This window comes from Alloalcanivorax gelatiniphagus, assembly GCF_005938655.1.
Lineage (GTDB): Bacteria > Pseudomonadota > Gammaproteobacteria > Pseudomonadales > Alcanivoracaceae > Alloalcanivorax > Alloalcanivorax gelatiniphagus.
This window is the reverse complement of record NZ_VCQT01000010.1, coordinates 1-25,023: the sequence shown is the minus strand read 5'-3', so window position 1 is coordinate 25,023 and position 25,023 is coordinate 1. Positions and strand designations below refer to the sequence as shown.

Annotated in this window: 21 protein-coding genes; 10 read left to right on the top strand and 11 right to left on the bottom strand. The window is 66.9% G+C overall.

The annotated features are described in order from the left end of the window. Nucleotides 1-633: chromate transporter (locus FGS76_RS19510; protein WP_205717145.1), on the bottom strand; the 633-nt coding region annotated here is incomplete at its 3' end. 95 nt (nt 634-728) lie between these two features. Between FGS76_RS19510 and recQ the strand changes: the two genes are divergently transcribed. The 3 genes from recQ to FGS76_RS01750 all read left to right on the top strand — a co-directional run bounded on the left by recQ (nt 729) and on the right by FGS76_RS01750 (nt 3,666). After that, nucleotides 729-2,873, top strand: coding sequence for a DNA helicase RecQ (gene recQ, locus FGS76_RS01760; protein ID WP_138770910.1), 2,145 nt, complete (start codon nt 729-731; stop codon nt 2,871-2,873). A 236-nt stretch (nt 2,874-3,109) separates the two neighbouring features. Beyond that, entirely contained in the window at nt 3,110-3,385 is a 276-nt protein-coding gene (locus FGS76_RS01755; RefSeq protein ID WP_138770909.1) for a CopG family ribbon-helix-helix protein, read from the top strand. Further along, nucleotides 3,385-3,666, top strand: coding sequence for a type II toxin-antitoxin system RelE/ParE family toxin (locus FGS76_RS01750; protein WP_138770908.1), 282 nt, complete (start codon nt 3,385-3,387; stop codon nt 3,664-3,666). Before FGS76_RS01755 ends, FGS76_RS01750 begins: the two co-directional genes overlap by 1 nt. A gap of 10 nt (nt 3,667-3,676) precedes the next feature. Here the strand turns inward: FGS76_RS01750 and panB are convergent, their stop codons facing one another. Next, a complete protein-coding gene (panB, locus tag FGS76_RS01745; RefSeq protein WP_138770907.1) occupies nt 3,677-4,462 on the bottom strand; it encodes a 3-methyl-2-oxobutanoate hydroxymethyltransferase in 786 nt (261 codons plus the stop codon). A gap of 169 nt (nt 4,463-4,631) precedes the next feature. Here panB and FGS76_RS01740 point away from each other — a divergent pair, with 169 nt between their 5' ends. Beyond that, nucleotides 4,632-6,581, top strand: coding sequence for a metallophosphoesterase family protein (locus FGS76_RS01740; protein WP_138770906.1), 1,950 nt, complete (start codon nt 4,632-4,634; stop codon nt 6,579-6,581). A gap of 178 nt (nt 6,582-6,759) precedes the next feature. Further along, complete coding sequence (locus FGS76_RS01735; RefSeq protein ID WP_138770905.1) at nt 6,760-8,247, top strand: DEAD/DEAH box helicase; 1,488 nt, start codon at nt 6,760-6,762, stop codon at nt 8,245-8,247. A gap of 62 nt (nt 8,248-8,309) precedes the next feature. Here FGS76_RS01735 and FGS76_RS01730 read toward each other — a convergent pair whose 3' ends face one another. After that, on the bottom strand, nt 8,310-9,599 hold the full coding sequence (locus FGS76_RS01730; protein ID WP_138770904.1) for an MFS transporter: 1,290 nt from the start codon (nt 9,597-9,599) through the stop codon (nt 8,310-8,312). Between the two features lie 152 nt (nt 9,600-9,751). Here FGS76_RS01730 and FGS76_RS01725 point away from each other — a divergent pair, with 152 nt between their 5' ends. Both FGS76_RS01725 and FGS76_RS01720 read left to right on the top strand, forming a co-directional pair. After that, entirely contained in the window at nt 9,752-11,662 is a 1,911-nt protein-coding gene (locus tag FGS76_RS01725) for an AMP-binding protein (RefSeq protein WP_138770903.1), read from the top strand. Nucleotides 11,663-11,673: 11 nt separating this feature from the next. Next, nucleotides 11,674-12,066 (top strand): rhodanese-like domain-containing protein, encoded by a 393-nt coding sequence (locus FGS76_RS01720; RefSeq protein WP_138770902.1) that lies wholly within the window; start codon nt 11,674-11,676, stop codon nt 12,064-12,066. Nucleotides 12,067-12,183: 117 nt separating this feature from the next. Here the strand turns inward: FGS76_RS01720 and FGS76_RS01715 are convergent, their stop codons facing one another. The 5 genes from FGS76_RS01715 to FGS76_RS01695 form a co-directional block, all read right to left on the bottom strand. After that, nucleotides 12,184-13,317 carry an App1 family protein gene (locus FGS76_RS01715; protein WP_138770901.1) on the bottom strand — a complete coding sequence of 378 codons (1,134 nt, stop codon included), beginning with the start codon at nt 13,315-13,317 and terminating at the stop codon, nt 12,184-12,186. A 145-nt stretch (nt 13,318-13,462) separates the two neighbouring features. Next, nucleotides 13,463-14,515, bottom strand: a complete 1,053-nt coding sequence (locus tag FGS76_RS01710; protein ID WP_138770900.1) for a succinylglutamate desuccinylase/aspartoacylase family protein — start codon at nt 14,513-14,515, stop codon at nt 13,463-13,465. Further along, nucleotides 14,512-15,420 carry a 30S ribosomal protein S6--L-glutamate ligase gene (gene rimK, locus FGS76_RS01705; RefSeq protein WP_138770899.1) on the bottom strand — a complete coding sequence of 303 codons (909 nt, stop codon included), beginning with the start codon at nt 15,418-15,420 and terminating at the stop codon, nt 14,512-14,514. The genes FGS76_RS01710 and rimK overlap by 4 nt, the downstream gene beginning before the upstream one ends. After that, nucleotides 15,417-15,851, bottom strand: coding sequence for an ATP-dependent zinc protease family protein (locus FGS76_RS01700; protein WP_138770898.1), 435 nt, complete (start codon nt 15,849-15,851; stop codon nt 15,417-15,419). The genes rimK and FGS76_RS01700 overlap by 4 nt, the downstream gene beginning before the upstream one ends. A 152-nt stretch (nt 15,852-16,003) precedes the next feature. Further along, a complete protein-coding gene (locus FGS76_RS01695; RefSeq protein ID WP_138770897.1) occupies nt 16,004-17,227 on the bottom strand; it encodes an argininosuccinate synthase in 1,224 nt (407 codons plus the stop codon). Between the two features lie 156 nt (nt 17,228-17,383). Here FGS76_RS01695 and rnt point away from each other — a divergent pair, with 156 nt between their 5' ends. After that, the gene (gene rnt, locus FGS76_RS01690; RefSeq protein ID WP_377900279.1) at nt 17,384-18,064 is read left to right on the top strand and encodes a ribonuclease T; all 681 of its coding nucleotides are present in this window, start codon (nt 17,384-17,386) and stop codon (nt 18,062-18,064) included. A 246-nt stretch (nt 18,065-18,310) separates the two neighbouring features. Here rnt and grxD read toward each other — a convergent pair whose 3' ends face one another. From grxD to FGS76_RS01675, 3 genes are all read right to left on the bottom strand, one after another. Continuing rightward, entirely contained in the window at nt 18,311-18,640 is a 330-nt protein-coding gene (gene grxD, locus FGS76_RS01685) for a Grx4 family monothiol glutaredoxin (protein WP_138770895.1), read from the bottom strand. Nucleotides 18,641-18,741: 101 nt separating this feature from the next. Next, nucleotides 18,742-20,934: a TonB-dependent receptor family protein gene (locus FGS76_RS01680; RefSeq protein ID WP_240692357.1), complete on the bottom strand. Its 2,193-nt coding sequence runs from the start codon at nt 20,932-20,934 to the stop codon at nt 18,742-18,744. 117 nt (nt 20,935-21,051) lie between these two features. Next, nucleotides 21,052-22,608, bottom strand: a complete 1,557-nt coding sequence (locus FGS76_RS01675) for a hydantoinase B/oxoprolinase family protein (protein ID WP_138770894.1) — start codon at nt 22,606-22,608, stop codon at nt 21,052-21,054. A 297-nt stretch (nt 22,609-22,905) separates the two neighbouring features. Here FGS76_RS01675 and FGS76_RS01670 point away from each other — a divergent pair, with 297 nt between their 5' ends. Together FGS76_RS01670 and argF are read left to right on the top strand one after the other, a co-directional pair. Then, complete coding sequence (locus tag FGS76_RS01670; RefSeq protein ID WP_138770893.1) at nt 22,906-24,090, top strand: aspartate aminotransferase family protein; 1,185 nt, start codon at nt 22,906-22,908, stop codon at nt 24,088-24,090. Next, nucleotides 24,087-24,998 (top strand): ornithine carbamoyltransferase, encoded by a 912-nt coding sequence (gene argF, locus FGS76_RS01665; protein ID WP_138770892.1) that lies wholly within the window; start codon nt 24,087-24,089, stop codon nt 24,996-24,998. Before FGS76_RS01670 ends, argF begins: the two co-directional genes overlap by 4 nt. The last annotated feature ends 25 nt before the right edge of the window (nt 24,999-25,023 follow it).

Genomic DNA, 25,023 nt, shown 5'->3' with positions numbered 1-25,023 from the left:
CAGGGACCGGTCCCGGCGGGTCTCCCCCAGCCCGCCGGCCAGCGCCGAGCGGATCCGCGGGGGCGGCCCCCGGTCCGGCGGGCTCGGCGCGTCCCCGCCCCCCCGCAACCCGCCGCCGCGCGGGCGCGGCCGGGGCCCGGGCCCCCCGCCGCCGCCCCCCCCGGCGGGGGGCAATGCCCGGCCATAGCCACAGGGGGGGCGGCGGTGAGCAACGCCAGGGCAAGGGGTCAGGCGGTCCTGGCAGAACTTGCCGCCCAGGGTCAGCACGGCATCGGCCACCACCACCACCGCCAGCCATTTGAGCCCCTGGACCAGTCCCGCCAGCACCGCCCCGGGCAGGTGGGTGGCGTACAGAGCCAGTGCCAGCATCAGCAGAAACGACGGCAGGGTGAAGCCGACAAAGGCGGCCACGGCGCCGGCCAGGCCGGCCTGGTGGCGGCCAATGGCGAAGCCCAGCTGGCTGGAGGCGGGCCCGGGCAGGAACTGGCTAAGTGCCATCAGGCGGGCGAAGGCGGCCTCGTCCAGCCAGCCCAGGGTGGCGACAAAACGGCGATGGAAATACCCCACGTGGGCCGCCGGCCCGCCGAAGCTGACGCAGCCCAGCCACAGAAACTCCCGAAAGACCATCCACATACGCGGTTCCAAAATGCCCGTCCTGGTGTAGGAGATTAGCCCGTCTTCGTGTCCCGCGGATGTCAGGCCCGCGGCGGGCGGGTATACTCGCCGCCATGCAACGCGATCCCCTCTCCGTTTTACAGCACGTCTTCGGCTACCACGAATTTCGCGGCGAGCAGGCCGCCATTATCGACACCGTCACCGGTGGCGGCGATGCCCTGGTGCTGATGCCCACCGGCGGCGGCAAGTCGCTGTGTTATCAGATTCCGTCGCTGGTACGGGACGGCGTGGGCGTGGTGGTGAGCCCGCTGATCGCGCTGATGCAGGATCAGGTGGATGCCCTCAATGCCCTGGGCGTGCGCGCCGCCTTCCTCAACTCCACGCTCACCGGCGAGCAGAGCTTCGCCCTCCAGGAACAGGTGCGGCGCGGCGAGCTGGACCTGCTGTACGTGGCGCCGGAGCGGCTGATCCAGCCGCGCACCCTGGAGCTGCTGCACCAATCGCCGCTGGCGTTGTTCGCCATCGACGAGGCCCACTGCGTAAGCCAGTGGGGCCATGATTTCCGCAGCGACTACCTGCAGTTGTCGCTGCTGCACCGGGAATTTCCCCAGGTGCCGCGCATCGCCCTCACCGCCACCGCCGACCCGCGCACCCGCGCCGAGATCGCCGAACGGCTGGACCTGACCGAGGCGCGCCATTTCGTCTCCAGTTTCGACCGGCCCAACATTCAGTACCGGATCGAACGCAAGGACGGCGCCCGCCGCCAGCTGCTGCGGCTGCTGCGCACCGAACACGACGGCGACGCCGGCATCGTCTATTGCCTGTCACGCAACAAGGTGGACCAGACCGCCGACTGGCTGAATCAGCAGGGCATCGCCGCCCTGCCCTACCACGCCGGCCTGGACGGCCGCACCCGGGCCCTGCACCAGCAGCGCTTCCTGCGTGAGGAGAGCCTGGTGATGGTGGCCACGGTGGCCTTCGGCATGGGCATCGACAAGCCGGACGTGCGCTTCGTGGCGCACCTGGACATGCCCAAGAGCATCGAGGCCTATTACCAGGAAACCGGCCGCGCCGGCCGCGACGGCAATCCGGCCACCGCCTGGATGGCCTACGGCCTGGAAGACGCCATCCGCCATAAACAGATGCAGGCGCAATCGGAGGGCGGCGAGCAGTTCAAACGCCACGAGAACCAGCGGCTGGAAGCCATGCTCGGCCTCTGCGAGGTGACCCACTGCCGCCGCCAGGCACTGCTGCACTACTTCGGCGAGGAACTGGAAAAACCCTGCGGCAACTGCGACACCTGCCTGAACCCGCCCAAGACCTTCGACGCCACCAAGGCGGCGCAGATGGCGCTGAGCTGTGTGTACCGCACCGGCCAGCGCTTCGGCGTCAACCATCTGGTGGACGTGCTCACCGGCAACCGCAGCGACAAGGTGGCCTCCGCCGGCCACGACCATGTGTCCACCTGGAACATCGGCGGCGAGTTCTCCGCCGGCCAGTGGCGCGCCATCTACCGGCAGCTGGTGGCCCGGGGTCTGCTGGCGGTGGACGCGGAAGGCTATGGCGCGCTCAAGCTCACCGAAACCTGCCGCCCCTACCTGCGCGGCGAGCAGGTGCTGCACCTGCGCAAGGACACCGCCAAGGCCACCGAGCGCACCCGCCGCGACAAGCCCCAGGTGGCGGACACCGACCGCACCCTTTGGGAAGCGCTGCGTGCCTGCCGCAAACGGCTGGCCGACGAGGCCGGGGTGCCGCCCTATGTGATCTTCCACGACGCCACCCTGATGGACATGCTTGCCCTGCGCCCCCGGGACCGCCATGAAATGGCCGCCGTCAGCGGCGTCGGCGACCGCAAGCTGGACGCCTACGGCGACGCCTTCCTGGCGGTGCTCAACGAAGGCAGTGGCGAGGCTTCCGAAGTGCGCGACCCGCGCCGCCGGCCGGACGGCGACCAGGACGAACTGCTGGCCCTGGCCGCCGCCGGCATGACCCCGGACGCCATTGCCCGCCGCCAGGGACTGGGCGAGGCGGAGGTGTACCGGGCCCTGGCGGAGCTGGTGGCGGAAGGCCGGCTGGAGCTGGAACAGGCCCTGGGCCTGCCCCCGGCGGAACTGGGCATCATCCAGGACGCCCTGCTGGCCCAGCCCAACCTGGGCGACGACACCTTCAGCTACCGCCAGGTGCGCGAATTCCTCAGCGACGACTACCCCACCGGCGTGCTGCACTGCGTGCGCCGGGCGATTCTGGCCCATTCCTAGGGCTTTTGATCGCGACTGAAGTCGCTCCTACAGCGCGGGGAGTCCGCTGTAGGAGCGACCGGGCGGCGTTCCGCTTCAGTCGCGATCAACCCGGTGCCATTTTCAGCGGAACGCCGCCCGGTCGCTCCTACCCATGCAGAGCCGCGCCCCGGATGGAGCGCGATGAACCTTTTGCTTTCCCCTATCGGCCGGCTATGCTGTATTACATTGTAGTCAACGAAGCCGAGGGCTTACCCATGAGTGTCACCACGGTTCGCTTGCAGACCGACATTGAGCAGCGCCTGGAAGCCATCGCCCAGCGACTGCAACGCAGCAAGGGCTGGGTCATCAATCAGGCGGTGGCCGAGTACATTGAAAAGGAACAGCGTGAGCAGGAGCGCTGGCGGCAGACCCTGGAGGCCATGGAATCGGCGGCCAACGGGAAGGTGGCCGGGGCCGATGAGGTGCATGCCTGGCTGCAAAGCTGGGGCACGGAGAACGAGCGGGAGGCACCCGACGCGGGGAACAAGTAATGAAACTGGTTTACACGGACGTAGCCATTGAAGACTTAAAACGCCTCAGGGCGTTCATCGAGACCCACGACCCTTCGGCGGCGGCCCGGGTCGCCGCCGAGCTGGTGGAGAAAATCCGCCTGCTGCCCGACGTTCCCCACCTTGGCGGCCCGGTCCCGCTGGCGCCGGACCCGCAATCGATCCGCGATATGGTGTTCGGCCATTATGTGGTGCGCTATTCCGTCCATCCCAGCGCGGTGATCGTTCTGCGCATCTGGCACGGACGGGAGAGTGGGCGCTAGGGAAGCGCCCCTATTGGTGGCCGGTGCCGGTCATTCTGATGATGTTGTCGGGAAACGCCCGCGATGCCACTTCCCCGGCGAAGTCCCGGGCCACTTTCAGAATGGTGTCGCTGGCGTGGGCGTACTGTTTGGAGAACGGCGGCCAGTAATCGCCCAGCCCCAGGGCGTCGTTGATCACCAGCACCTGGCCGTCGCACTCCGGGCCGGCGCCAATGCCGATGGTGGGAATGGCGCGCTCCCCGGTAATCACCCCGGCCAGCTCGTAGGGAATGTGCTCCATCACCATCATGAAGGCACCGGCCTCCTCGATGCCCTTCGCCTCTTCACGAATCCGTTGTGCTTCCGCCTCGCCGCGGCCCACCTTGGCGAAGCCCTTGGCGGTTTGCGGCAGCAGGCCGGTGTGGCCGCACACCGGAATGCCGTTGCCCACCAGATGGCGGATCACCTGGTATTTGTCCCCTTCCAGCTTGACGCTGTCGGCGCCGGCGGCCACCAGCCGGCGGGCGCTGGCCAGGGCGGTGTCCGGGTCCCGGTCGGTGCGGTAGGGCAGGTCACCGACGATGTGGGTGTCCGGCGCGCCCCGGCGCACCGCGCCGATGTGGTACTCCATATGCTCCAGGGTCACCTGGCGGGTGCTGTCGAAGCCCATCTCCACCATGCCCACGGTGTCGCCCACCAGAATCACCGGAATGCCGGCCCGTTCCAGGGCCCGCGCCACCGGGCAGGTGTAGGCGGTGAGCATGGCAATCGCCTCGCGGCCCTTGCGTTCGATGAATTCCCAGGGTTGCAGCTTCATGATCACTCCTCACGGAAGACGTCAAGGACGCCTTTCATAACATGGGTTGCCTTCAAATAAAATTCATTTGCCGGTTATCGAACCGACGCACTGCCCCGCCAAGCTGTAACCGCTTTCGGGGCGCCCATGCGCCCTTTCTTCCTGTCTAGGGTTTACTGGGGAACACACAATGAAGAGCTCATTTTATGGGGCTGCCGCCATTGTTATGGCGCTGGCCTTGGCCGCCTGTGGCGGCGATTCGTCCAATTCCAGCGCCGACTCGGCGGACAGCGGCGGCACGCCGCCGGCGCAACGCAGCGCGGTGCGCATCGGCCTGCTGCCCGATACCCAGGGTGGCGGCGACAACGTGTCCGTGCATCCGATGAAGGCGGTACTCGACAAGGAAATGGAGCTGGGCGCCAACATCGTGATTCCGGTGGGCGACCTCACCGACCATGGCACCACCCGGGAATTCCAGCAATGGACCTCGGTGGCGCAAAGCTACCGGGACGCCGGCATCGAGTTTCTGCCATTGATGGGCAACCACGAGGACAGCTACGCCTATTCCGTGGAATGGATCGAAAACATGAAGCACTACATCCCCGATGATGCGGTGCACATGGCCGGCGCCCAGTATCTGAACTATTACGTGATGCGCGGCAACGTGATGATCTTCCTGCTCAAGTACTACAACCTGCCGATCGCCTTCGACTGGATCAAACAGGAAGTGACCGCCCACGAGGGTGAATTCGATCACCTGGTGATCGCCAGCCACGATGGCCTGATCGGCGCCAAGTACGGCGAAACCCGGGAGATGATCGTCGACGGCGTGGCCGGCGACAATCACCTGATGAACAAGTGGGACGACATCCGCGCGTTCTTCTCCAAACACGATGTGATCTGGGTGCAGGGCCACGAACATATGTACCAGCGCTCGGTGATCACCGCGCCGATCTGGGTGGACCCGACCTCCTGGACCGAGGACGACGGCAACTACCGTCTGCCCCAGTACATGCAGATCATGTCCGGCAACGCCTCCTACAAGGGCTACGAATTCCGCTACGGCGAGCGCGAGCTGGTGCAGCGCATCGTGTCGCAGAAGATGAACACCAGGGGCAAGGGCTCCACCGCCTTTGACGCCAACGCCTCGGTGCTGAGCTTCGACGGCGACCGGGTGGACTATGAATCCTGGTACACCGAGCACACCATCGGCGCCAACGAGGACGGCGAGAAAGAGCTGGCCAACCCGCAGTGGAAACTGCTGGACCGCTTCTCGCGCACCAAGAACCGCTGCGAGCGCATCGTCTACCCGAACTCCATCCCCGAGGGCACGCGCCCGGTGATGTACCTGGACAGCAGCTACGTGAGCAACGACTGCAAGGCCCACGACGGCAGCGTGGCGCGCATGGTGGCGGGCACCAACGACACCTTTAACCGGGTGGACAGCCGCACCCGCGACCTGGAAGTGATACCCGGCTACAGCCGCGCCAATTCCGTTATCGAGCTGGCCCGCCTGTCCTATCAGTTTCTGTTCCAGATGAACCAACCCTGGACGCCGAACCTGAACGCGGAAAACCGGGTGGTACCCAACCCCGATGACGACCATGTGCTCGACATTCCGGAAACCACCATCGACCTGAAGGAACTGGTCACCATGAACTGGCAAGCCGCCAACGGCGACACCGCCTCCGACGTGCTGATCGTCAGCGGCACCCAGAACCAGACCGGCACCTACTCCAGCGCCTACGGCGCCACCAAGGACCTGGAAGCGGACACCGGCCTGCCGGGCAGCCAGCCGGACGGCTCCGCCAAGCAACCGCACACCCTGCCGGCCACCGCCAGCAAAAGCTGGGACCTGGCCAGTGCCATGTCCGACGCCTACGCCCTCACCTTCGACGCGGCGCAGGGCCGGGACCCGGCGGCGCTGACCCTGGGCTGGCATACCGGCGACGGCTGGCGGGCCATCGCCAGCGCGGAATGCGTGGTGCAACAACCCTTCGACGCCGGCGTACTGAGCAGCGCGCCGAACCGCCCCGCCACCTGTGACGACCAGCCGCTGGTGGGCTTCGACGCCGATCATGGCCGCCGCTGGTGGGTGGTGCTGCAACAGGATGCGGAGCTGGCCCTGATTAACCGTTAAGGTCGTGATCCCGCTATCGCGACTGAAGTCGCTCCTACAGCCACCGAAAGGCCCGTAGGAGCGGCTTCAGCCGCGATCTCCCCGTTCCCCGCCAGAAATATCCCTCGAACTCCGCGCCACAATCCGTTAGGCTGCATCGCCTTTCCTCCCCCTCGAGTATTTCGGAATACCCCTCCCTATGGATTTTGCTTCTCTCGGTTTATCCGAACCCCTGTTGCGTGCTGTTACGGAACAGGGCTACAGCCAGCCGTCACCGATCCAGGCCCAGGCGATCCCCGCCGTGCTGGAAGGTCGTGACGTGATGGCCGCCGCCCAGACCGGCACCGGCAAGACCGCCGGCTTTACCCTGCCCATGCTGCAACGCCTGGAGGGTGGCCGCCGCGCGCCGCGCCAGGCCCGCGCCCTGGTACTGACGCCGACCCGTGAACTGGCCGCCCAGGTGGGCGAAAGCGTCAGCGAATACGGCCGCCATCTGAAGGTGCGCTCGGCGGTGGTGTTCGGCGGCGTTGGCATCAACCCGCAGATCGACCGCCTGAAAGGCGGGCTGGATGTGCTGGTGGCCACCCCCGGGCGGCTGCTGGACCTGCAGCAGCAGGGCGCGGTGCGGTTCGATAACCTGGAAATCCTGGTGCTGGACGAAGCCGACCGAATGCTCGACATGGGCTTTATCCATGACATCCGCAAGGTGCTCCGGCTGCTGCCCGCCAAGCGCCAGACGCTGATGTTCTCCGCCACCTTCTCCAACGACATCCGTGCCCTGGCCAAGACCCTGGTGAACGATCCGGTGGAAGTGGACGTGAGCCCGCGCAACAGCACCGCGGAACGGGTGCGCCAGTGGGTGGTGCCGGTGGATCAGACCCGCAAGGCGGCGGCGCTCAGCCATCTGGTCACCGACGAAAACTGGTTCCAGGTGCTGGTCTTCACGCGCACCAAGCACGGCGCCAACCGGCTTGCCAAACAGCTGGTCGGCGACGGCATCCAGGCGGCGGCGATCCACGGCAACAAGAGCCAGAGCGCCCGCACCCGGGCCCTGGCGGACTTCAAGGACGGCAGCGTGCGCGCCCTGGTGGCCACCGACATCGCCGCCCGTGGCCTGGACATCGAACAACTGCCCCAAGTGGTCAACTTCGACCTGCCCAATGTGCCCGAGGACTATGTGCACCGTATCGGCCGTACCGGCCGCGCCGGTGCCAGCGGCCAGGCCGTGTCCCTGGTCAGCGCCGACGAAAGCAAGCTGCTGTTCGACATCGAGAAGCTGATCGGCCAGCCGCTGGAACGGCGTGACCTGGCCGGCTTCGAACCCGGCGAACCGCTGCCCACCACCGGCCCCGGCCGCGCGCCGCCCATGGGTGGCCGTGGCAACGGCGGCGGTCGCCGTGGTGGCGGCGGCAACGGTGGCGGCGGTGGTCGTGGCGGCAACGGCGGTGGCGGCCGTGGTGGCAACGGCGGAGGTCGCGGTGGTAACAGCCGTGGCGGCAATGGTGCCCGTGGCGAGAGTGCCGGCGGCGGCCGTGGCAATGGCGGTGGCCGTGGTGGTCAAAGCCGCGCCAGCGCCGACGGCAACAAGGGCGGCGAAGCCCGCAACAGCCAGGGCGCCCGCCCTGGCTCCAGCGACGGCCAGCGCCGCCGCCGTCGTCCTTCCGGTAACGGCAACGCGTCCCGATAGGGGATATCGCGGCTGAAGCCGCTCCTACAGCACAAACACCGTAGGAGCGGCTTCAGCCGCGATCAACGCCGATAATCCTGGTCCCGGGTCTCCCGGGTGGCGAGCAACGCCAGCAGCGTCAGCAGGGCCGCCCCGGCCAGGTAATAGCCCACCGCTTGCAACCCGAACCGGTTGGCCAGGGCGGTGGCGATATAGGGCGCCAGGGAAGCGCCGAAAATCCCCGCCAGATTGAACGACAGGGACACACCGGTGTAACGCACCCGGGTCGGGAAATACTCCGACAGCACCGTGCCCAGCGGCCCGTAGGTCATGCCCATCAGCCCCAACCCCAGGGCCAGGAACAGCAGCACCCCCACCAGCGAACCACTCCCGAACAGCGGCTCGAACAGCAGCCCGAACACGGCGATGGCCACGGTCACCCAGATCAGGGTGCGGCGCCGGCCATGGCGGTCGGCGAACAGGGCGGCGAAGGGGATGGTGGCGGCGAAGCACAGAATCGCCAGCAGCTGGATGATCAGGAAGGTTTCCCGGGAATAGCCCAGGGCGGTGGTGCCCCAGGTCAGCGCGAACACCGTGGTCAGGTAAAACAGCACGAAGGTGGCGATGGCCACCACCGTGCCCAGCACCAGCGCCCGGGTGTGATGGGTGATCACCCGCGCCATCGGCACCTTGACCTGCTCCTGGGTGTCCAGGGCATGGCGGAACACCGGCGTTTCCTCGATCTTCAACCGCACGTACAGCCCCACCAGCACCAGCAACGCGCTGAGCAGGAACGGAATGCGCCAGCCCCAGGCGAAGAACTGCTGGTCGTTGAGCACCTCGGTGAGAATCAGAAAACAGCCGCCGGACAGCAGAAAGCCCAGTGGCGCCCCCAACTGCGGGAACATGCCGAACCAGGCCCGTTTGCCCGGCGGCGCGTTCTCGGTGGCGAGCAGCACCGCCCCGCCCCACTCACCGCCCAGCCCCAGACCCTGGCCGAACCGGCACAGCGCCAGCAGCAGCGGCGCCATTACGCCGATCTGCGCGTAGGTGGGCAGCAAGCCGATGGCCACCGTGGACACCCCCATGGTCAGCAGGGCCGCCACCAGGGTGACCTTGCGCCCCAGCCGGTCACCGAAATGACCGAACAGCGCCGAGCCCAACGGCCGCGCGAAGAACGCGATGGCGAAGGTGGCCAGGGACTGCAGCATCCCCGCCGCCGGGTCGGCGCCGGGGAAGAACAGCGGCGGAAACACCAGCACCGCGGCGGTGGCGTAAATATAGAAATCGAAGAACTCGATGGTGGTGCCGGCCAGGCTGGCGAACAGGATACGGCCGGTGGAATTGGCCGGCGCGGCGGCGGATCGGGGCATGGGGAAGCTCTCGGAATGTGAACCGGGCGGCAAGCATACCCTCTCACCGGCGGGCCGACTATGGTCTACTGGCATGACCCATTGAAGGGTGTTTGGATTGAGAAAGGCCCCATAAAAACAAGGCCGAACAACAACAATGCAAGGAGCGGGACATGAGTGATCGCAGTGCCTATGAGCAGGCGTGCCGGGACCCGGCCGCGTTCTGGGCGGAACAGGCCCGTGGCCTGGCCTGGTACCAGGCCCCGGAACGGACCCTGGAGACCCTGGAGGACGGCACCCACCGCTGGTTCGGCGACGGGCTGCTCAACACCAGCTACCTGGCCCTGGACCACCAGATCGAGCAGGGGCGCGGCGACCAGACCGCGCTGATTTACGATTCCCCGGTGACCGGCACGGTCCAGCGCTTCACCTTCAGCGAACTGCGCGACCGGGTGGCGGAACTGGCCGGCGCCCTCACCCGCCTGGGCGTGGGCCGGGGCGACGGGGTGGTGATCTATTTGCCGATGGTGCCGGAAGCGGCCATCGCCATGCTCGCCTGCGCGCGCATCGGCGCGGTGCATTCGGTGGTGTTCGGCGGCTTCGCCGCCCACGAACTGGCGATCCGCGTGGACGACGCCAAACCCAAGGTGATCCTCACCGCCTCCTGCGGCATCGAAATCGACCGGGTGATCGACTACACCGCGCTGGTGCGCGGCGCCCTGGACAAGGCCAGCCACCGGGTCGAGCACGTGCTGGTGCTGCAGCGCGAACAGGGCCCGGCGGACCTGCGGGCCCTGGGCTTCGAGGACTGGCACGCGGTGGTGGACGGCAGCCCGCCGGCGGAGCCGGTACCGGTGTCCGCCAGCGACCCGCTCTACATCATGTACACCTCCGGCACCACCGGTAAACCCAAGGGCATCGTGCGCGACAACGGCGGCCACGCGGTGGCCCAGCTCTATGCGCTGCGGGAAATCTACGGCATGCAACCCGGCGAGGTGTGGTGGGGCTGCTCCGACGTGGGCTGGGTGGTGGGCCACTCGTTCATCGTCTACGCGCCGCTGCTCGGCGGCTGCACCACGGTGCTCTACGAGGGCAAACCGGTGCGCACCCCGGACGCCGGCGCCTACTGGCGGGTGGTGGCGGAGCACGGCGTCAACGGCCTGTTCGCCGCGCCCACCGCGTTCCGGGCGATCCGCAAGGAAGACCCGGACGGCGCCCTGTTCCGGCGCCACGACCTGTCCAGCCTCAAGCATCTGTTCGTGGCCGGCGAAAAACTGGACTCCCCCACCTACCAGTGGCTCAGCGAACTCACCGGCCGGCCGGTCTACGACCACTGGTGGCAAACCGAAACCGGCTGGCCGGTGACCGCGCCCCTGACCCGCCAGGGCCCGGCGGAAGTGCGCACCGGCTCCACCAACCGGGCGGTGCCCGGCTATGAGGTGGTGGTGCTGGACCCGGAAACCGGCGAGCCCCTGCCGGCGGAGACCGAAGGCGCCATCGCCCTGCGCCTGCCGCTGCCACCGGGCTGCGCCCAGACCCTGTGGAACGACCACGACCGCTACCTGGCCGCCTACCTGAATACCTACCCGGGCTATTACCACACCGGCGACGGTGGTTTCCTGGACGCGGACGGCTTCGTGCACATCATGGGCCGCACCGACGACGTGATTAACGTATCCGGCCACCGGCTTTCCACCGGGGTCATGGAGGAACACATCGCCACCCATCCGGCGGTGGCGGAATCCGCCGTGGTGGGCATGCACGACGAACTGTGCGGCGAGGTGCCGGTGGGGCTGGTGGTGCTCAAGGACGGCGCCGACATCGGCGCGGATCGGCTGGAGCAGGAACTGGTGGCACTGATCCGCGACCAGGTGGGCGCCGTGGCCCGCTTCCGCCGCGCCCTGACGGTGAAGCGGCTGCCCAAGACCCGCTCCGGCAAAACCCTGCGCGCCGCCCTGCGCAAGATGGTCAACGGCGAGGACTTCCCCCTGCCCTCCACCATCGACGACCCGGCGATCCTGGATGAAATCGCCGCCACCCTGATCAACGACGGCCTGGTGACAAAACCGGGCCGCGCCCACTGAAGGAGCCCCTGATGACCCTGAACAAAACGGTGGCCGACCTGGTGGCCGACGCCGAGGCCCGCATCCACCGGCTCACCGCCGACCAGGCCCGGGCCCTGGCCGGGGACCCGGCGGTGCGCTTCGTGGACATCCGCGACGTGCGTGAACTGAAACGGGAAGGCACCCTGCCCGGCGCCCTCCACGCCCCCCGTGGCATGCTGGAATTCTGGGTGGACCCGGACTCCGCCTACCACAAACCCGACTTCGCCACCGGCCAGCGCTTCGTGCTGTTCTGCGCCCTCGGCCACCGCTCCGCCCTCGCCACCGCCCAGCTGATGGATATGGGTTTCGGGCCGGTGTGTGATATTGAAGGGGGGTTTAAGGCCTGGCGGGAGGCTGGGGGGACGGTGGAGGAGCGTGGTTGAAGGTGGGTGGTTGAGTGGTGGCGCGGGGTTTGGCGGATGAGCGCCTTCGGGGATCGCGACTGAAGTCGCTCCTACAAGAATGCGGTAGGAGCGACTTCAGTCGCGATCCCGCCCAGCTCACTCGGCCGGCCGGCGCCGGCAGTCCTCCCGCACTTCCTCCAACCCATCCCGCGCGATATACCCATGCCGGAAGGCGTGCTGGGCCATTTCCAGGCTGTCCTTGGCGAGCACCATATCGCAGTCGAGGGCGGCGGCGCGTTCGGCCAGGGCCTGGATGGCGCGGTCCCGTTCGGTGCCCCGGTGCACGTGGCGGATGTAGATGGCGCGGATGCGGTGGGGAAACTCCTCCACCAGTTCCGCGTACACTTCCGGGTCATGCTGGCCGCTGTCGCCGATCAGCACGAAGGGCACCTGGTCGTAGATCGACAGCATGCGCCGGATCAGCATGGCCTTGTGGTGCTTGGCGCGGATCGGCAGCGGCCGCTGCAGGGTCACGCCCCATTCGCGCAGGAACAGAATCGGCCCGTGGGGAATGCGGTTGAGGTGAAAGAACTCCTCGAGCACGTCGTAGATGCTCCAGGGCCCCCGGGACACGTACAGCATCGGCCGGCGCCGCTCGCCGGTGTCGCCGTGGAACAGGGCCCGGTAGAAGGCGGACACGCCGGGAAAGGCGGTGCGGTGGCGGGCCTTGAGGATGAACAGCTGGTACATCATGGTCAGCTTGCTGGCCACGCCGGTGTAGATCACCGTGTCGTCGATGTCGCTGATCACCGCGCAGTCCAGCTCCGCCGGGGGAATATAGATATCGGCGCTGGCTTCCACCGGCTCCCGCTCGCCGTCCCGGTGGCCCGGGTGCAGCAACAGCCGCGCCTGCTGCCAGAACGCCTGATCCGGCCAGTCCTGCTCGCCGTCCACGTCCAGGGTGACGTGGAAATAACCGTCCCGGTCGGTGGTCACATCGGCGCTGACCTCGCCCACGGTGACGGTCAGATGGGCGTCGCGCACGCCCCAGCGCACCGTGCGCCGGACAATGTTCACCACATCGTCCACCGGCCCTTCCCGAAGGTTCAGTCCCAGCCCCGGCTGACGGAACACCCGCCCGATCAGAAACACCGACCGCCGCGACCCGTAACCCCGGTAGGTCTGGATCACCCGCCCGCCACGACGCCCCCCGCGCCGCGCCGGCCGGGCCAGGAAGCGCAGCATCTTGCGCAAACCGCGATAGAGGCGGCGGGGGGTTGGTAGGTTCATCGACACTCCAGAAACAAGTGCAAAGTTAAAAGTTCAAAGTTGAAACGCGGTGACCGACATCGCCGGCTGCATCGACATGCCCGCGCTGAAGCACGGTGCCGTTACGGAACCGCCCTTTTAACTTTTAACTTTCAACTTTTAACTGCTAAGCAATCGGCGGCTCGCCGGTGAGGCCGGGGCCCCGTTCAATATCCGACGTGAACACTTCCAGGTTCTGGGCCACCTCACGGACTTCCTCGAAGCGGGCGATGTGGTAGAGCGCCTCGCCTTCGTTGACCAGGGGCAGGTTGTTGCGGCCCACCAGGATGCCCGCGCAGGGGGATTCGATGGCCACGTCCTCACCGCCGAAGGGGCTGGAGATGCGGCCGATCAGCTGCCCTTTCCTGAGCCAGGCGCCGAGCGCCACCAGCGGCAGGAAGACGCCGTCCCGTTCCGCCCGTACCCAGCTTGAGGAGCGCGCGATGTGCGGTTCCAGGGGGGCGCGGGTCTTGCGCGGGCCGGTCATGCCCAGGTGATGGATCACGTTGAGCACGCCTTTGACCCCGGCGCGAATGCAGCTTTCGTCGAAACGCAGCGCCTCGCCGGCTTCGTAGGTGATCACCGGAATGCCCTGGGCCTCGGCCACCTCGCGCAGGGTGCCCTCGCCGAGCACCGAGTTGATCACCACCGGCACGCCGAAGGCGGCGGCCATGGCGGCGGTGTCCTGGTTGGACAGGTCGGCGCGGATCTGCGGCAGGTTGGCGCGGTGGATGGCGCCGGTGTGCAGGTCCACCGCGTGGGTGGCGCGGTCCAGCACCTGGGTCTTGAACTGCCAGGCCATGCGCGCGCCCAGGCTGCCGGTTTCCGAGCCCGGGAAGCTGCGGTTGAGATCGCGCCGATCCGGCAGGTAGCGGGTCTTGTGAATAAAGCCGAACACATTGACCACCGGCACCGCCAGCAGGGTGCCGTTGAGCCGCTTGAGCGAGGAATGGCGCAGCAGCCGGCGGATGATCTCCACGCCGTTCAGCTCGTCGCCGTGAATGGCGGCGCTGACCAGCAGCACCGGCCCCGGCCGGCGGCCGTGAATCACATGGATGGGGACGTTCAGCGGTGTCTGGGTGTAGAGCTGCGCCAGCGGCAGCTCCACCTTGACCCGGGTGCCCGGCTGCACGGTAACGCCATTGATCTCGAACGGCGCCACTTTTTCGTTACGGCTCAACCCTTGGCTCCCTTGGTCTGGGTGCGGTTGGGCCGGGCGTGGGTCTCGATGAACTTGATCATCATGCCGGCCACGTCTTTATTGGTGGCGGTCTCGATGCCTTCCAGACCCGGCGAGGAATTCACCTCCATCACCAGGGGCCCGTGGTTGGAGCGCAGGATGTCCACGCCGGCCACGTTGAGGCCCATGATGCGCGCCGCGCGCACGGCGGTGGCCCGTTCTTCCGGGGTGATGCGGATCAGGCTGGCGCTGCCGCCACGGTGCAGGTTGGAGCGGAATTCGCCGGGCAGGGCCTGGCGTTTCATGGCGGCGATCACCTTGCCGCCCACCACGAAGCAGCGGATATCGGCGCCGCCGGCTTCCTTGATGTATTCCTGCACCATCACCGACACGTTCAAGCCCATGAACGCCTCGATCACCGATTCCGCCGCCTTGCGGGTCTCCGCCAGCACCACGCCGATGCCCTGGGTGCCTTCCAGCATCTTGATCACCAGCGGCGCGCCGCCGACCATGCTGATCAGATCGGGAATGTCATCCGGGGAGTGGGCGAAGCCGGTCACCGGCAGGCCCACGCCCTTGCGCGACAGCAGCTGCAGGGAGCGCAGCTTGTCCCGGGAGCGGGAAATGGCCACCGACTCATTGACCGGGAACACGCCCATCATCTCGAACTGCCGCAGCACGGCGGTACCGTACTGGGTAATGGAGGCACCGATCCGGGGAATCACCGCGTCGAAACCTTCCAGCACCTCGCCCTTGAAGTGAATCTCGGGCTTGTGGGACACCATGCTCATATAGCAGCGCAGGGTGTCGATCACGTGCATCTCATGGCCCAGATCTTCCCCCGCCTGCACCATGCGGCGGGTGGAATAGAGACGCTTGTTGCGTGACAGAATCGCAATCTTCATGGTTGACGCTCATTGCCGCCAAGTAAAAAGGACGCCTGGGGATGCACCACCAGTTGCTCCATGGCGGTGCGCCCCAACAGCATGCGGAATTTCATGGTTTCGCGGTCGGTGAGGGTAATCTCCACCGGCCAGCGGCGCCCGCCCAGAGCGAGCAGGGTGCGAATCACCGGCCGTTCCTCCCGGTGCCCGCCGGAGTCGGACACCACGCGGCGGTCCAGCAGCGGCGCTTCGCATTCGCGTATCTCATCGGAATCCTGAAATGGATGGATGCGAAAGCGAATCCATTCCTGACCGTCACGCTGAAAGCTGCCCACCTCGAACGCATGCAGCGCGGAGGTGCGCGCGCCGGTGTCCACTTTCAGTTTGATGGCCTTGATACCCAGGTCCGGGAGGCTGGCCCATTCACGCCAGCCCACGGTGGTCTTATTCATCCGGGGATTCCTGTTCCCTGTATTTGGCTTACCGGCAGACTACACAGGGAAGGAAGCCGGCGCTAGCCGGCTTCGATACAGGATTCAGGATACAGCGCGTGCCTGGCCTGCTGAATCCCGCATCGACGCGGCGAAGCCGCGTCAGGGCCGCGTCAGGACAGCTTGCGGCCGTTCTTGGCGGCGATACGCAGACGCAGGGCGTTGAGCTTGATAAAGCCTTCCGCGTCTTTCTGGTCGTAGGCGCCGGCATCGTCCTCGAAGGTGGCGATGGAGGCGTCGAACAGGCTGTCGTTATCGGACTGGCGGCCCACCACGGTGGCGTTGCCCTTGTACAGCTTCATGCGCACGTCGCCATTGACGTTGTCCTGGGTGGCGTCGATCAGCTTCTGCAGCGCCAGGCGCTCCGGGCTCCACCAGTAGCCGTTGTAGATCAGTTCGGCGTACTTGGGCATCACCGAATCCTTCAGGTGAGCGGATTCCCGGTCCAGGGTCAGCGATTCGATGGCGCGGTGGGCCGGCAGCATGATGGTGCCACCGGGGGTCTCATAGCAGCCCCGGGACTTCATGCCCACGTAGCGGTTCTCGACGATGTCCAGGCGGCCGATGCCGTTATCGCCGGCCAGCTTGTTGAGCTTGCTGAGCACATCGGCGGGGCTCAGGCGCTCGCCGTCGATAGCGACGATGTCGCCTTTTTCATAGGTCAGGGTAATGTAGGTGGGCGCATCCGGCGCCGCTTCCGGGCTGACGCTCCAGCGCCACATGTCCTCTTCCGGTTCCCACCAGGGATCTTCCAGGTTGCCGCCCTCGTAGGAGATGTGCAGCAGGTTGGCGTCCATGGAGTACGGGGATTTTTTCTTCTTGCCGGCGAAATCCACGGGAATCTGGTGGTCCTCGCAGAACTGCATCAGCTTCTCGCGGGAGTTCAGGTCCCACTCCCGCCAGGGCGCGATTACCTGGATGCCCGGGGCCAGGGCGTAGGCGCCCAGCTCGAAGCGCACCTGGTCGTTGCCCTTGCCGGTGGCGCCGTGGGAAATGGCGTCGGCGCCGGTTTCCTCGGCGATCTCCACCAGCCGCTTGGCGATCAGCGGCCGGGCGATGGAGGTGCCCAGCAGGTATTCGCCTTCATAGAGAGTGTTGGCGCGGAACATCGGGTAGACATAGTCACGCACGAATTCCTCGCGCAGGTCCTCGATGTAGATTTCCTTGACGCCCATGGCCTTGGCCTTGGCACGGGCGGGTTCCACTTCCTCGCCCTGGCCGATATCGGCGGTGAAGGTAACCACCTCGCAGTTGTAGGTTTCCTGCAACCACTTGACGATTACCGAGGTATCCAGCCCCCCGGAATAGGCCAGCACCACCTTGTTGATATCCGACATGCCACACTCCAGAACCGATGCATGAAACACTGATGAAAGCCACGGGCCCGGGCACGCCGAACGGCCCGGCCCGTGGGGCCGCGTATTGTACCCGCCGGGGTCCGCCGTCGTCACCTGTCCCGGCGCCGGGGAATGGGGTAGCATGAGCGCGCTTTGATGGGAGATGGCATGAGCGACAAGCACCCTTCCCTGGCACTACGGTTCCGGGGCTTTCTGCCCGTGGTGGTGGATGTGGAAACCGGCGGCTTCGATGCCCGCAACGACGCGCTGTTGGAAATCGCCGCGGTATTGCTGGATATCGACGCCCGCGGCTATCTGCGACCCTCGACCCGGGTGCACTTTCATGTGGACCCCTTTCCCGGCGCCAATATCGAACAGGCGGCCCTGGATTTCACCGGTATCGACCCGGACAACCCGCTGCGCGGCGCCGTGGACGAGGACACCGCCCTCAAGGGCGTGTTCGCGCCGGTACGCAAGGCGATCAAGAACCACGGCTGCAACCGGGCGGTGCTGGTGGGGCACAACAGCTTCTTCGACCAGGGCTTCCTGAACGCGGCGGCGGAGCGCACCGATGTGAAGCGCAATCCGTTTCACCCGTTCTCCAGTTTCGACACCGCCACCCTGGCCGGCCTGGTGTACGGCCAGACGGTGCTGGCCAAGGCCTGCGAGGCGGCGGGCATTCCCTTCAATCAGCGCGACGCCCATTCTGCGCTGTACGACGCCACCCGCACCGCCGAGCTGTTCTGTTCCATGGTCAACCGCTTCCGCGACCTGGGCGGCTGGCCGCCGCCGCCGGCCGGCGCCATGCCGCCCACCCTGGCCAACGCCCTGGATTAAGGGGGTAGAGGTGGCGGCTCCGTAGGTTGGGGATTGCTGTAGGAGCGGCTGGGCGGCACTCCGCTTTAGCCGCGATCCGCTCCAGCGCCATTTTCATCGCGACTAAAGTCGCTCCTACATAAGGGCCCGGAAGAGCGTCGCGCCCTGAGCCGCGCCCCGGCTGGAGCGAAATTGCCGACCAGAGCGCGATAAACCAAAAAAAGGCGCCGGAAAGGCGCCTTTTTGCTGGGCGGGTGAACAGGACGCTCAGGCGTCGCCTTCCACCGCCGCGCCCTCCACCAGCTCCTTGAGCTGACCGGAACGGTACATTTCCATGACGATGTCGCAACCGCCCACCAGCTCGCCGCTGATCCACAGCTGCGGGAAGGTCGGCCAGTTGGCGAATTCCTTCAGGTTCTGCCGGATCTCCGGCGCTTCCAGAATGTTCACGTAGGCGAACGGCTTGCCCACGTTGGTCATGGCTTCCACCACCTGGGCGGAGAAACCACACTGGGGAAACTGGGGGGTGCCTTTCATGTACAGAAGCACCGGGTTCTTCGCGATTTGGTCCTTGATGACCGTAATCACATCGTCCATATAAACCACCTGTATACGGAATATCGTGGGCGCGAGTATAACACCCGCGCCGGATTCCGTAGAGGGTGGGGACGCCACCCTCAGGTTTCAAGGCGTGTCGGTCAGAACGACACCCGCACGCCCATATAGGCGGTGCGCGGGGCGTTGGGGCGGGCGCCGTCCGGGGTGCGCGCGACGATCTCCTGATCGTCGAACAGGTTGTCCACCTTGGCGTAGACCTCCACGTCGCTGTTCAGATAATAGGAGGCGGCCAGATCCACCACCAGCACATCGTCGGTGCGGTCAAAACGGCTGGAGCCGGGCCGGTCACAGGCGTTATTGATGCACATCTCGTCCACGTAGACGGTGGTCAGGTAGACGCCCCAGCGGGCCGGACGTTCCAGCCCCAGGGTCAGGCTGAGCTGGTTTTCCGGCAGATAGGGCAGCACGTCCCCGCTCATCACGCTGCCGTCGTCCGCGTCCTCGCTGATCTCACCGTCGGTATAGGTGTAGGCCAGCCGTACCGGCGCCTCCAGCGCCCGGCCCCGCCACAGCTGGCTGTTGATGCCCAGTTCCAGGCCGCGCACCCGGGATTCACCGAAGCTCTGCGAGCCGCTGGTGCTGCCGTTGGGGCACGGCGCCGCCAGGGAGCAGTTGTTCACGGTGTTTTCGTAGTCGCTGTAGAACGCCACCATATCGGCGCTGAACCCGGGGCCCCAGTAGCGGGCACCGACCTCGTAGTTGAGGCTTTTCTCCGGATCGGTGCCGGCCACGGAGGAGGCGCCGGGGGGCGCGAAGCCCTGGTGCACGCCGGCCAGCAGGGACCACTGATCGCTCACCAGCCAGGTGGCGCCCAGGCCGGCCATCACCTCGTCCACCTGATTGTCGACCCGGCTGCTCACCGACGCCCGGCCCGGGTCCGCGTAGCGCTTGGCCTCGGTTTCCACATCCTCGTAGCGCAGCGAACCGGTGACGATCACGTCGCCCAGGTACAGCTTGTCCACCAGCCAGGCGGACCAGGCGTCCGCGTTCTCCACCCGGTTGTCACCGCCGGTGGGCAGGATCACCCCGGTGGGCACCAGGGCACCATTGACCTGATCGAAGGTATCCACCGGCTGGTAGCGGTCCACCTCGTCCCGGTGAAAGCGCACCCCGGCCACCATATCGTGGCGCACACCGGCCCAGTCAAAGCCGTGGGACAGCTCGGTCTGGATGCCCTCGGCGGTGTACTCCCGGTTGTTGTTCTTCACCCGCACGTCGGCCACGTCCTGACGGCCATCCAGGATCGCCTGGGCGCCGCCGTTGCCGTTGTTGGCGTCATCGATCAGGTCACCGATGCCCTGCCCTCCGGCGGAGGCCACCTTGTACCAGTTGCGGTTGAATTTATTGTGGTAAATGGCGGTTTCCAGACGGCTGCTCGGGCCGATCATCAGGTCATGGCGCAGCACGATGCCGTCGTGGTCGTTGTCCATCTGGTCCCGCTCGCTGAGCCCATAGCGGCGGTTGGGATTGGCGCGGAAGTCCCGGTCGGTGAGGCCCAGGTAAGCCTCGTCGGAGACCTCGCTGGAATGGGACAGCTTCAGTTCGAAGGCCTGTTGCACGGCGGCGTCGGCGGCGGCGGTCCAGCGCAGCTTGGCCACGTAGTCGCTTTTGTCATAGCCGGTGCCCCGGTTGGAGCGGTCAATGTCCTTGAACCCGTCGCTGGCCTGCTGGTGGGTCTCCAGCAAAAAGCCCCACTGCCCCTCGGTGCCGCCGTACCAGAAATGGCCGCGCCGGTGGCGGTCCTCGCCGGCCTCCAGCTGGATGCGGCCGGCCCGCCCGTCGGGGATCGGCGTGGACAGGAAGTTGATCGCGCCGCCCACGGTGAAAGGCCCATAGCGCAGGGTATCCGGCCCCTTGAGCACCTCGATGCCGCTGAACCGCCCGGCGCTGGGGAAATAGTAGGCCGCCGGCGCCGCGTAGGGGGAGGGGGCCATAAGGATGCCGTCTTCCATCATCGAGACCCGGTCCGAGCGGGAGGTGCCGGTACCACGGATGCCGATATTGGGGCGCAGGCCGAAGCCGTCCTCCTCCCGCACATAGACGCCGGGCACATCGCGCAGCATGCGATGCACATCGGTGTATTCCTTGCGTTCCAGATCCTGCTCGGTAAGCACATGGGCGGAACCGGACAGGCTGAAGGTATCGCTGGAGGAGCCGATGATTTCCACCGCCGGCAAACGATGGGTTTCGGCGGCCACCGCGCCGGCCAGCATCAGGACCGGCGCGCCGGCGAACCGATACAGAATCCCCGACGCGGGATGTGATTTCGTCATTATCCTTACCCCATGGTGTCTCTGCTTGCTGAGCAAAATGAATGTCACAAACAGCGGGAAAGATAATGAAACTGATTCTTGTTACCAGATAGTCACTTGACGCTTCTCACCGGCCGCTCAGGCCCGGCCGTAGCCGCCACCGCCGGGGGAAGCCAGCCACAGCCGGTCACCGGCGACCGCCTGGCCGGAATACTTGGGCGGCAGCGCCTGGCCGTTGAGGCGGTTTTCGCCGGCGGCGCCGGGCTCGCCCCCGGCCAGGCCCCAGGGCCGGTGGTGGCGGCGTTCGGTAAGCAGGGTGAAGCGGGCCGGCGCCAGAAACTGCAATTCCCGCTCGATGCCGTCGCCGCCCCGGTGGCGGCCGGCGCCGCCGCTGCCGCGCCGCAGGGCATAGCGCAGCACCCGCAGCGGGTAGTGCTCTTCCAAGCTTTCGATGGGGGTGTTCAGGGTGTTGGTCATATGGCTGTGCACCGCCGACAGGCCGTCGCCGCCGGCATGGGCGCCCTGGCCGCCGGCCATGGTCTCGTAATAGTCCCAGGGCCGTTCGCCGCCCTCGCCCATGGCCAGGTTGTTCATGGTGCCCTGGCTAGCCGCCGGGATCGCCTCCGGCAGGGCGCCGGCCAGGGCACCCAGCACCACATCAACGATGCGCGAGCTGGTTTCCACGTTACCGGCGGCCACCGCGCCGGGGCGCCGGGCATTGACCAGGCTGCCCTCCGGGGCGGCCAGGGTGATGGGCCGGAACAGACCGGCGCAGGAAGGGGCGTCGTCGGGCAGCAGACAGCGGAAGCAGTACCAGGCGGCGGCGGCGGCCACCGACAGCGGACAATTGATATTGCCGGCCACCTGCCCGGCGGTGCCGGTGAAATCCAGGTGCGCCCGGTCGCCGTCCACGGTGAGGGTGACGGCGATGGGGATGTCTCGCTGACCCTGACCATCGTCGTCCATCACATCGCGGAACCGGTAAACGCCGTCGGCCAGATCCGCCAGACGCTGGCGCATGCGGCGCTCGCCGTAGTCGTTGAGCGCCACCAGGGCATGGTCCAGGGCGTCGGCGCCGCGCTCGGCGATCAGGTCCGCCAGCCGCCGGGCACCGGCCTGGCAGGCGCTGGCCTGGGCGGCGAAGTCGGCGAAGCGCGGCACCTCCAGGGGCGCCTCGCTGGCCCCCGGTTCGTCCGCCAGCCCGGCCAGCCGCCGGCACAGCGGCACCTGCCAGTCACCGGCGCGCTTCAGCCATTGCGGGGCGATCACCAGGCCCTCCTCGTCCAGGGTCCGCGACACCGGCATGGAGCCCGGGCTGCTGGCGCCGATGTTGGCGTGGTGGGCCCGGGTCACGGTGAAGGCCAGCAGGCGCCCGTCGACAAACACCGGCGCCACCACCGTCACATCCGGCAAATGGGTGCCGCCCAGGTAGGGATCGTTGACCACCAGCAGATCGCCGGCCCGCCATTCCCGGCCCTCCACCAGATCCGCCATGGCGTAGGCCATGGACCCCAGGTGCACCGGAATGTGGGCGGCCTGGGCGCACAGGCCACCGGCGGCGTCGAAGATGGCGCAGGAGAAATCCAGCCGGTCCTTGATGTTGGGCGACAGGGCGCTGGCGCGCAGCAACGCGCCCATCTCGTCGCAGATGCCGGCCAGGCGGTTGGCGAAGATGCTCAGTTGGATCGGGTTCATGGATTCTCCCCTGGTGAATCGTGGCTGAGGGCGGGCCGGCGGCAAGGTGGCCGGCCGTGGTCGGGATCGCGGTTGAAGGCGCTGCCTTCCCGTGTGGGATCGCGGTTGAAACCGCTCCTACGGGTGGTGCTTTCCCGTGTGGGGGCGCGGTTGAAGGCGCTCCCGCGGAAAAGGGCGTTTGTGTTGTAGGAGCGGCTTTAGCCGCGATCCGACCAATTGCGTCGTATGCCGTCCACCAGTATTATCCACAGTCCACCCGGCAGCCAAGGCTGCCGTTTTTCGTTTGGTGAGAAAGCAATGAGCGAGCAGTTCCTGATCCCCACCTATGCCCGGCAGCCGGTCGCCTTCGAGCGCGGCGAGGGTGTATGGCTTTATGACCAGACCGGCAAGCGTTATCTGGACGCGGTGGCCGGCGTCGCCGTGTGCAATCTGGGCCACGCCCACCCGGCGGTGACCCGGGCCCTGTCCGAGCAGGCCGCGCGCCTGGTGCACACCTCCAATCTGTACCGGATTCCGGCCCAGGAAGCTCTGGCCGAGCGCCTGTGCCGACTGGCGGGCATGGACAAGGTGTTCTTCGGCAATTCCGGCGCCGAGGCCAATGAGGCGGCGATCAAACTGGCGCGTCTGCACGCCCGCAAGCGCGGCGTCCGGCACCCGGTGGTGCTGGTGATGGAAAACAGCTTCCATGGCCGCACCCTGGCGACCCTGTCCGCCACCGGCAACCGCAAGGTGAAGGAAGGCTTCGAGCCGCTGGTGGAAGGCTTTCGCGCCCTGCCCTACGACGACCTGGCGGCGGTGGACGCCGCCGCCGAGGACCCCAATGTGGTGGCGGTGCTGGCGGAGCCGGTGCAAGGCGAAGGCGGCGTGCGGGTGCCCGACCCGGGTTTCCTGAGCGGCCTGCGGGAACGCTGCGACCGCCACGGCTGGCTGCTGATGCTGGACGAAATCCAGACCGGCAACGGCCGTACCGGCGCCTACTTCGCCTGCCTGGAGCAGGGCGTGGTGCCGGATGTGCTGACCACCGCCAAGGGCCTGGGCAACGGCTTTCCCATCGGTGCCTGCCTGGTCACCGGCGCCGCCTCCGAGCTGTTCGGCCCGGGCAGCCACGGCAGCACCTTCGGCGGCAGCCCGCTGGGCTGCGCCACCGCCCTGGCGGTGGTGGAGACCCTGGAGCGCGACGTGGTGCCCACGGTCAACGCCAAGGGCGAGCGGCTGCGCGCCGCCCTGCGCCAGCGCCTGGCCGATCTGCCGATGGTCCGCGAAGTGCGCGGCCTTGGCCTGATCATCGGCATTCAACTGGACCGCGATGCCGGCGAGCTGGTGGGCCGCGCCCGCGAGGCCGGCCTGCTGATCAACGTCACCGCCGGCTCGGTGGTGCGTTTGCTGCCGCCGCTGGTGATCGAGGACCAGGAACTGGACTTTCTCGCCGACACCCTGAGCCGGGTATTGGTCGAATTCGCCCGTGATTCGGAGCGCCCATGAGCACCCGTCACTTCCTTACTTTGATGGACCTGACCCCCAAGGAACTGGGTTATCTGATTCAACGGGCGGTGGAGCTGAAAACCATGCTGCACACCGGCCAGTTCCATGAGCCGCTGCGCGGCAAAACCCTGGGCATGATCTTCGAGAAGTCCTCCACCCGCACGCGGGTGTCCTTCGAGGTGGCCATGACCCAGTTCGGCGGCGCCAGTGTGTTTCTGTCGCCCCGGGACACCCAGCTGGGCCGTGGCGAACCGGTGGAGGATTCCGCCCGGGTACTGTCGCGCATGGTCGACGCGGTGATGATCCGCACCTTCGATCACGACACCGTGGAGCAGTTCGCCGAGTACTCCCGGGTGCCGGTGATCAATGCCCTCACCGACGAGTTCCACCCCTGCCAGCTGCTCGCCGACATGCAGACCTACATGGAACACCGGGGCTCGATCCGGGGCCGCAAGGTGGTCTGGGTGGGCGACGGCAACAACATGTGCGCCAGCTACATCAATGCCGCCGAGCAGTTCGACTTCGAGCTGGTGGTGTCCTGCCCGGAGGGCTTCGACCCGCCGGCCGCCCTGGTGGAGGAATTCGGCCACCGGGTGACCCTGGAACGGGACCCCACCAAGGCGGTGGTCGGCGCCCACCTGGTGTCCACCGATGTGTGGGCCTCCATGGGCCAGGAAGAAGAACAGGCCGAACGGGCCCGCCAGTTCGCCGACTACCAGGTGAGCCCGGCGCTGATGAACCTGGCCGCCCCCCAGGCGGTGTTCATGCACTGCCTGCCCGCCCACCGGGGCGAGGAAATCAGCCACGATATGTTGGACGATCCCCGTTCCGTGGTCTGGGACCAGGCGGAAAACCGCCTCCACGCCCAGAAGGCGTTGTTGGAATTTCTTCTGACAGGGCAGAATTAGCTGCAAGCCCCAAGCTGCAAGCTAC

Excerpts from the sequence above, each read along its gene's own strand:
- FGS76_RS01740 (WP_138770906.1), top strand. The coding sequence starts at position 4,632 with ATGAAGAGCTCATTTTATGGGGCTGCCGCCATTGTTATGGCGCTGGCC.
- FGS76_RS01695 (WP_138770897.1), bottom strand. The coding sequence starts at position 17,227 with ATGTCGGATATCAACAAGGTGGTGCTGGCCTATTCCGGGGGGCTGGAT.
- rnt (WP_377900279.1), top strand. The coding sequence starts at position 17,384 with ATGGGAGATGGCATGAGCGACAAGCACCCTTCCCTGGCACTACGGTTC.
- FGS76_RS01755 (WP_138770909.1), top strand. The coding sequence starts at position 3,110 with ATGAGTGTCACCACGGTTCGCTTGCAGACCGACATTGAGCAGCGCCTG.
- argF (WP_138770892.1), top strand. The coding sequence starts at position 24,087 with ATGAGCACCCGTCACTTCCTTACTTTGATGGACCTGACCCCCAAGGAA.
- recQ (WP_138770910.1), top strand. The coding sequence starts at position 729 with ATGCAACGCGATCCCCTCTCCGTTTTACAGCACGTCTTCGGCTACCAC.
- FGS76_RS01700 (WP_138770898.1), bottom strand. The coding sequence starts at position 15,851 with ATGAATAAGACCACCGTGGGCTGGCGTGAATGGGCCAGCCTCCCGGAC.
- FGS76_RS01675 (WP_138770894.1), bottom strand. The coding sequence starts at position 22,608 with ATGAACCCGATCCAACTGAGCATCTTCGCCAACCGCCTGGCCGGCATC.
- FGS76_RS01720 (WP_138770902.1), top strand. The coding sequence starts at position 11,674 with ATGACCCTGAACAAAACGGTGGCCGACCTGGTGGCCGACGCCGAGGCC.
- panB (WP_138770907.1), bottom strand. The coding sequence starts at position 4,462 with ATGAAGCTGCAACCCTGGGAATTCATCGAACGCAAGGGCCGCGAGGCG.
- FGS76_RS01670 (WP_138770893.1), top strand. The coding sequence starts at position 22,906 with ATGAGCGAGCAGTTCCTGATCCCCACCTATGCCCGGCAGCCGGTCGCC.
- rimK (WP_138770899.1), bottom strand. The coding sequence starts at position 15,420 with ATGAAGATTGCGATTCTGTCACGCAACAAGCGTCTCTATTCCACCCGC.
- FGS76_RS01730 (WP_138770904.1), bottom strand. The coding sequence starts at position 9,599 with ATGCCCCGATCCGCCGCCGCGCCGGCCAATTCCACCGGCCGTATCCTG.
- grxD (WP_138770895.1), bottom strand. The coding sequence starts at position 18,640 with ATGGACGATGTGATTACGGTCATCAAGGACCAAATCGCGAAGAACCCG.
- FGS76_RS01750 (WP_138770908.1), top strand. The coding sequence starts at position 3,385 with ATGAAACTGGTTTACACGGACGTAGCCATTGAAGACTTAAAACGCCTC.
- FGS76_RS01680 (WP_240692357.1), bottom strand. The coding sequence starts at position 20,934 with ATGACGAAATCACATCCCGCGTCGGGGATTCTGTATCGGTTCGCCGGC.
- FGS76_RS01715 (WP_138770901.1), bottom strand. The coding sequence starts at position 13,317 with ATGAACCTACCAACCCCCCGCCGCCTCTATCGCGGTTTGCGCAAGATG.
- FGS76_RS01725 (WP_138770903.1), top strand. The coding sequence starts at position 9,752 with ATGAGTGATCGCAGTGCCTATGAGCAGGCGTGCCGGGACCCGGCCGCG.
- FGS76_RS01735 (WP_138770905.1), top strand. The coding sequence starts at position 6,760 with ATGGATTTTGCTTCTCTCGGTTTATCCGAACCCCTGTTGCGTGCTGTT.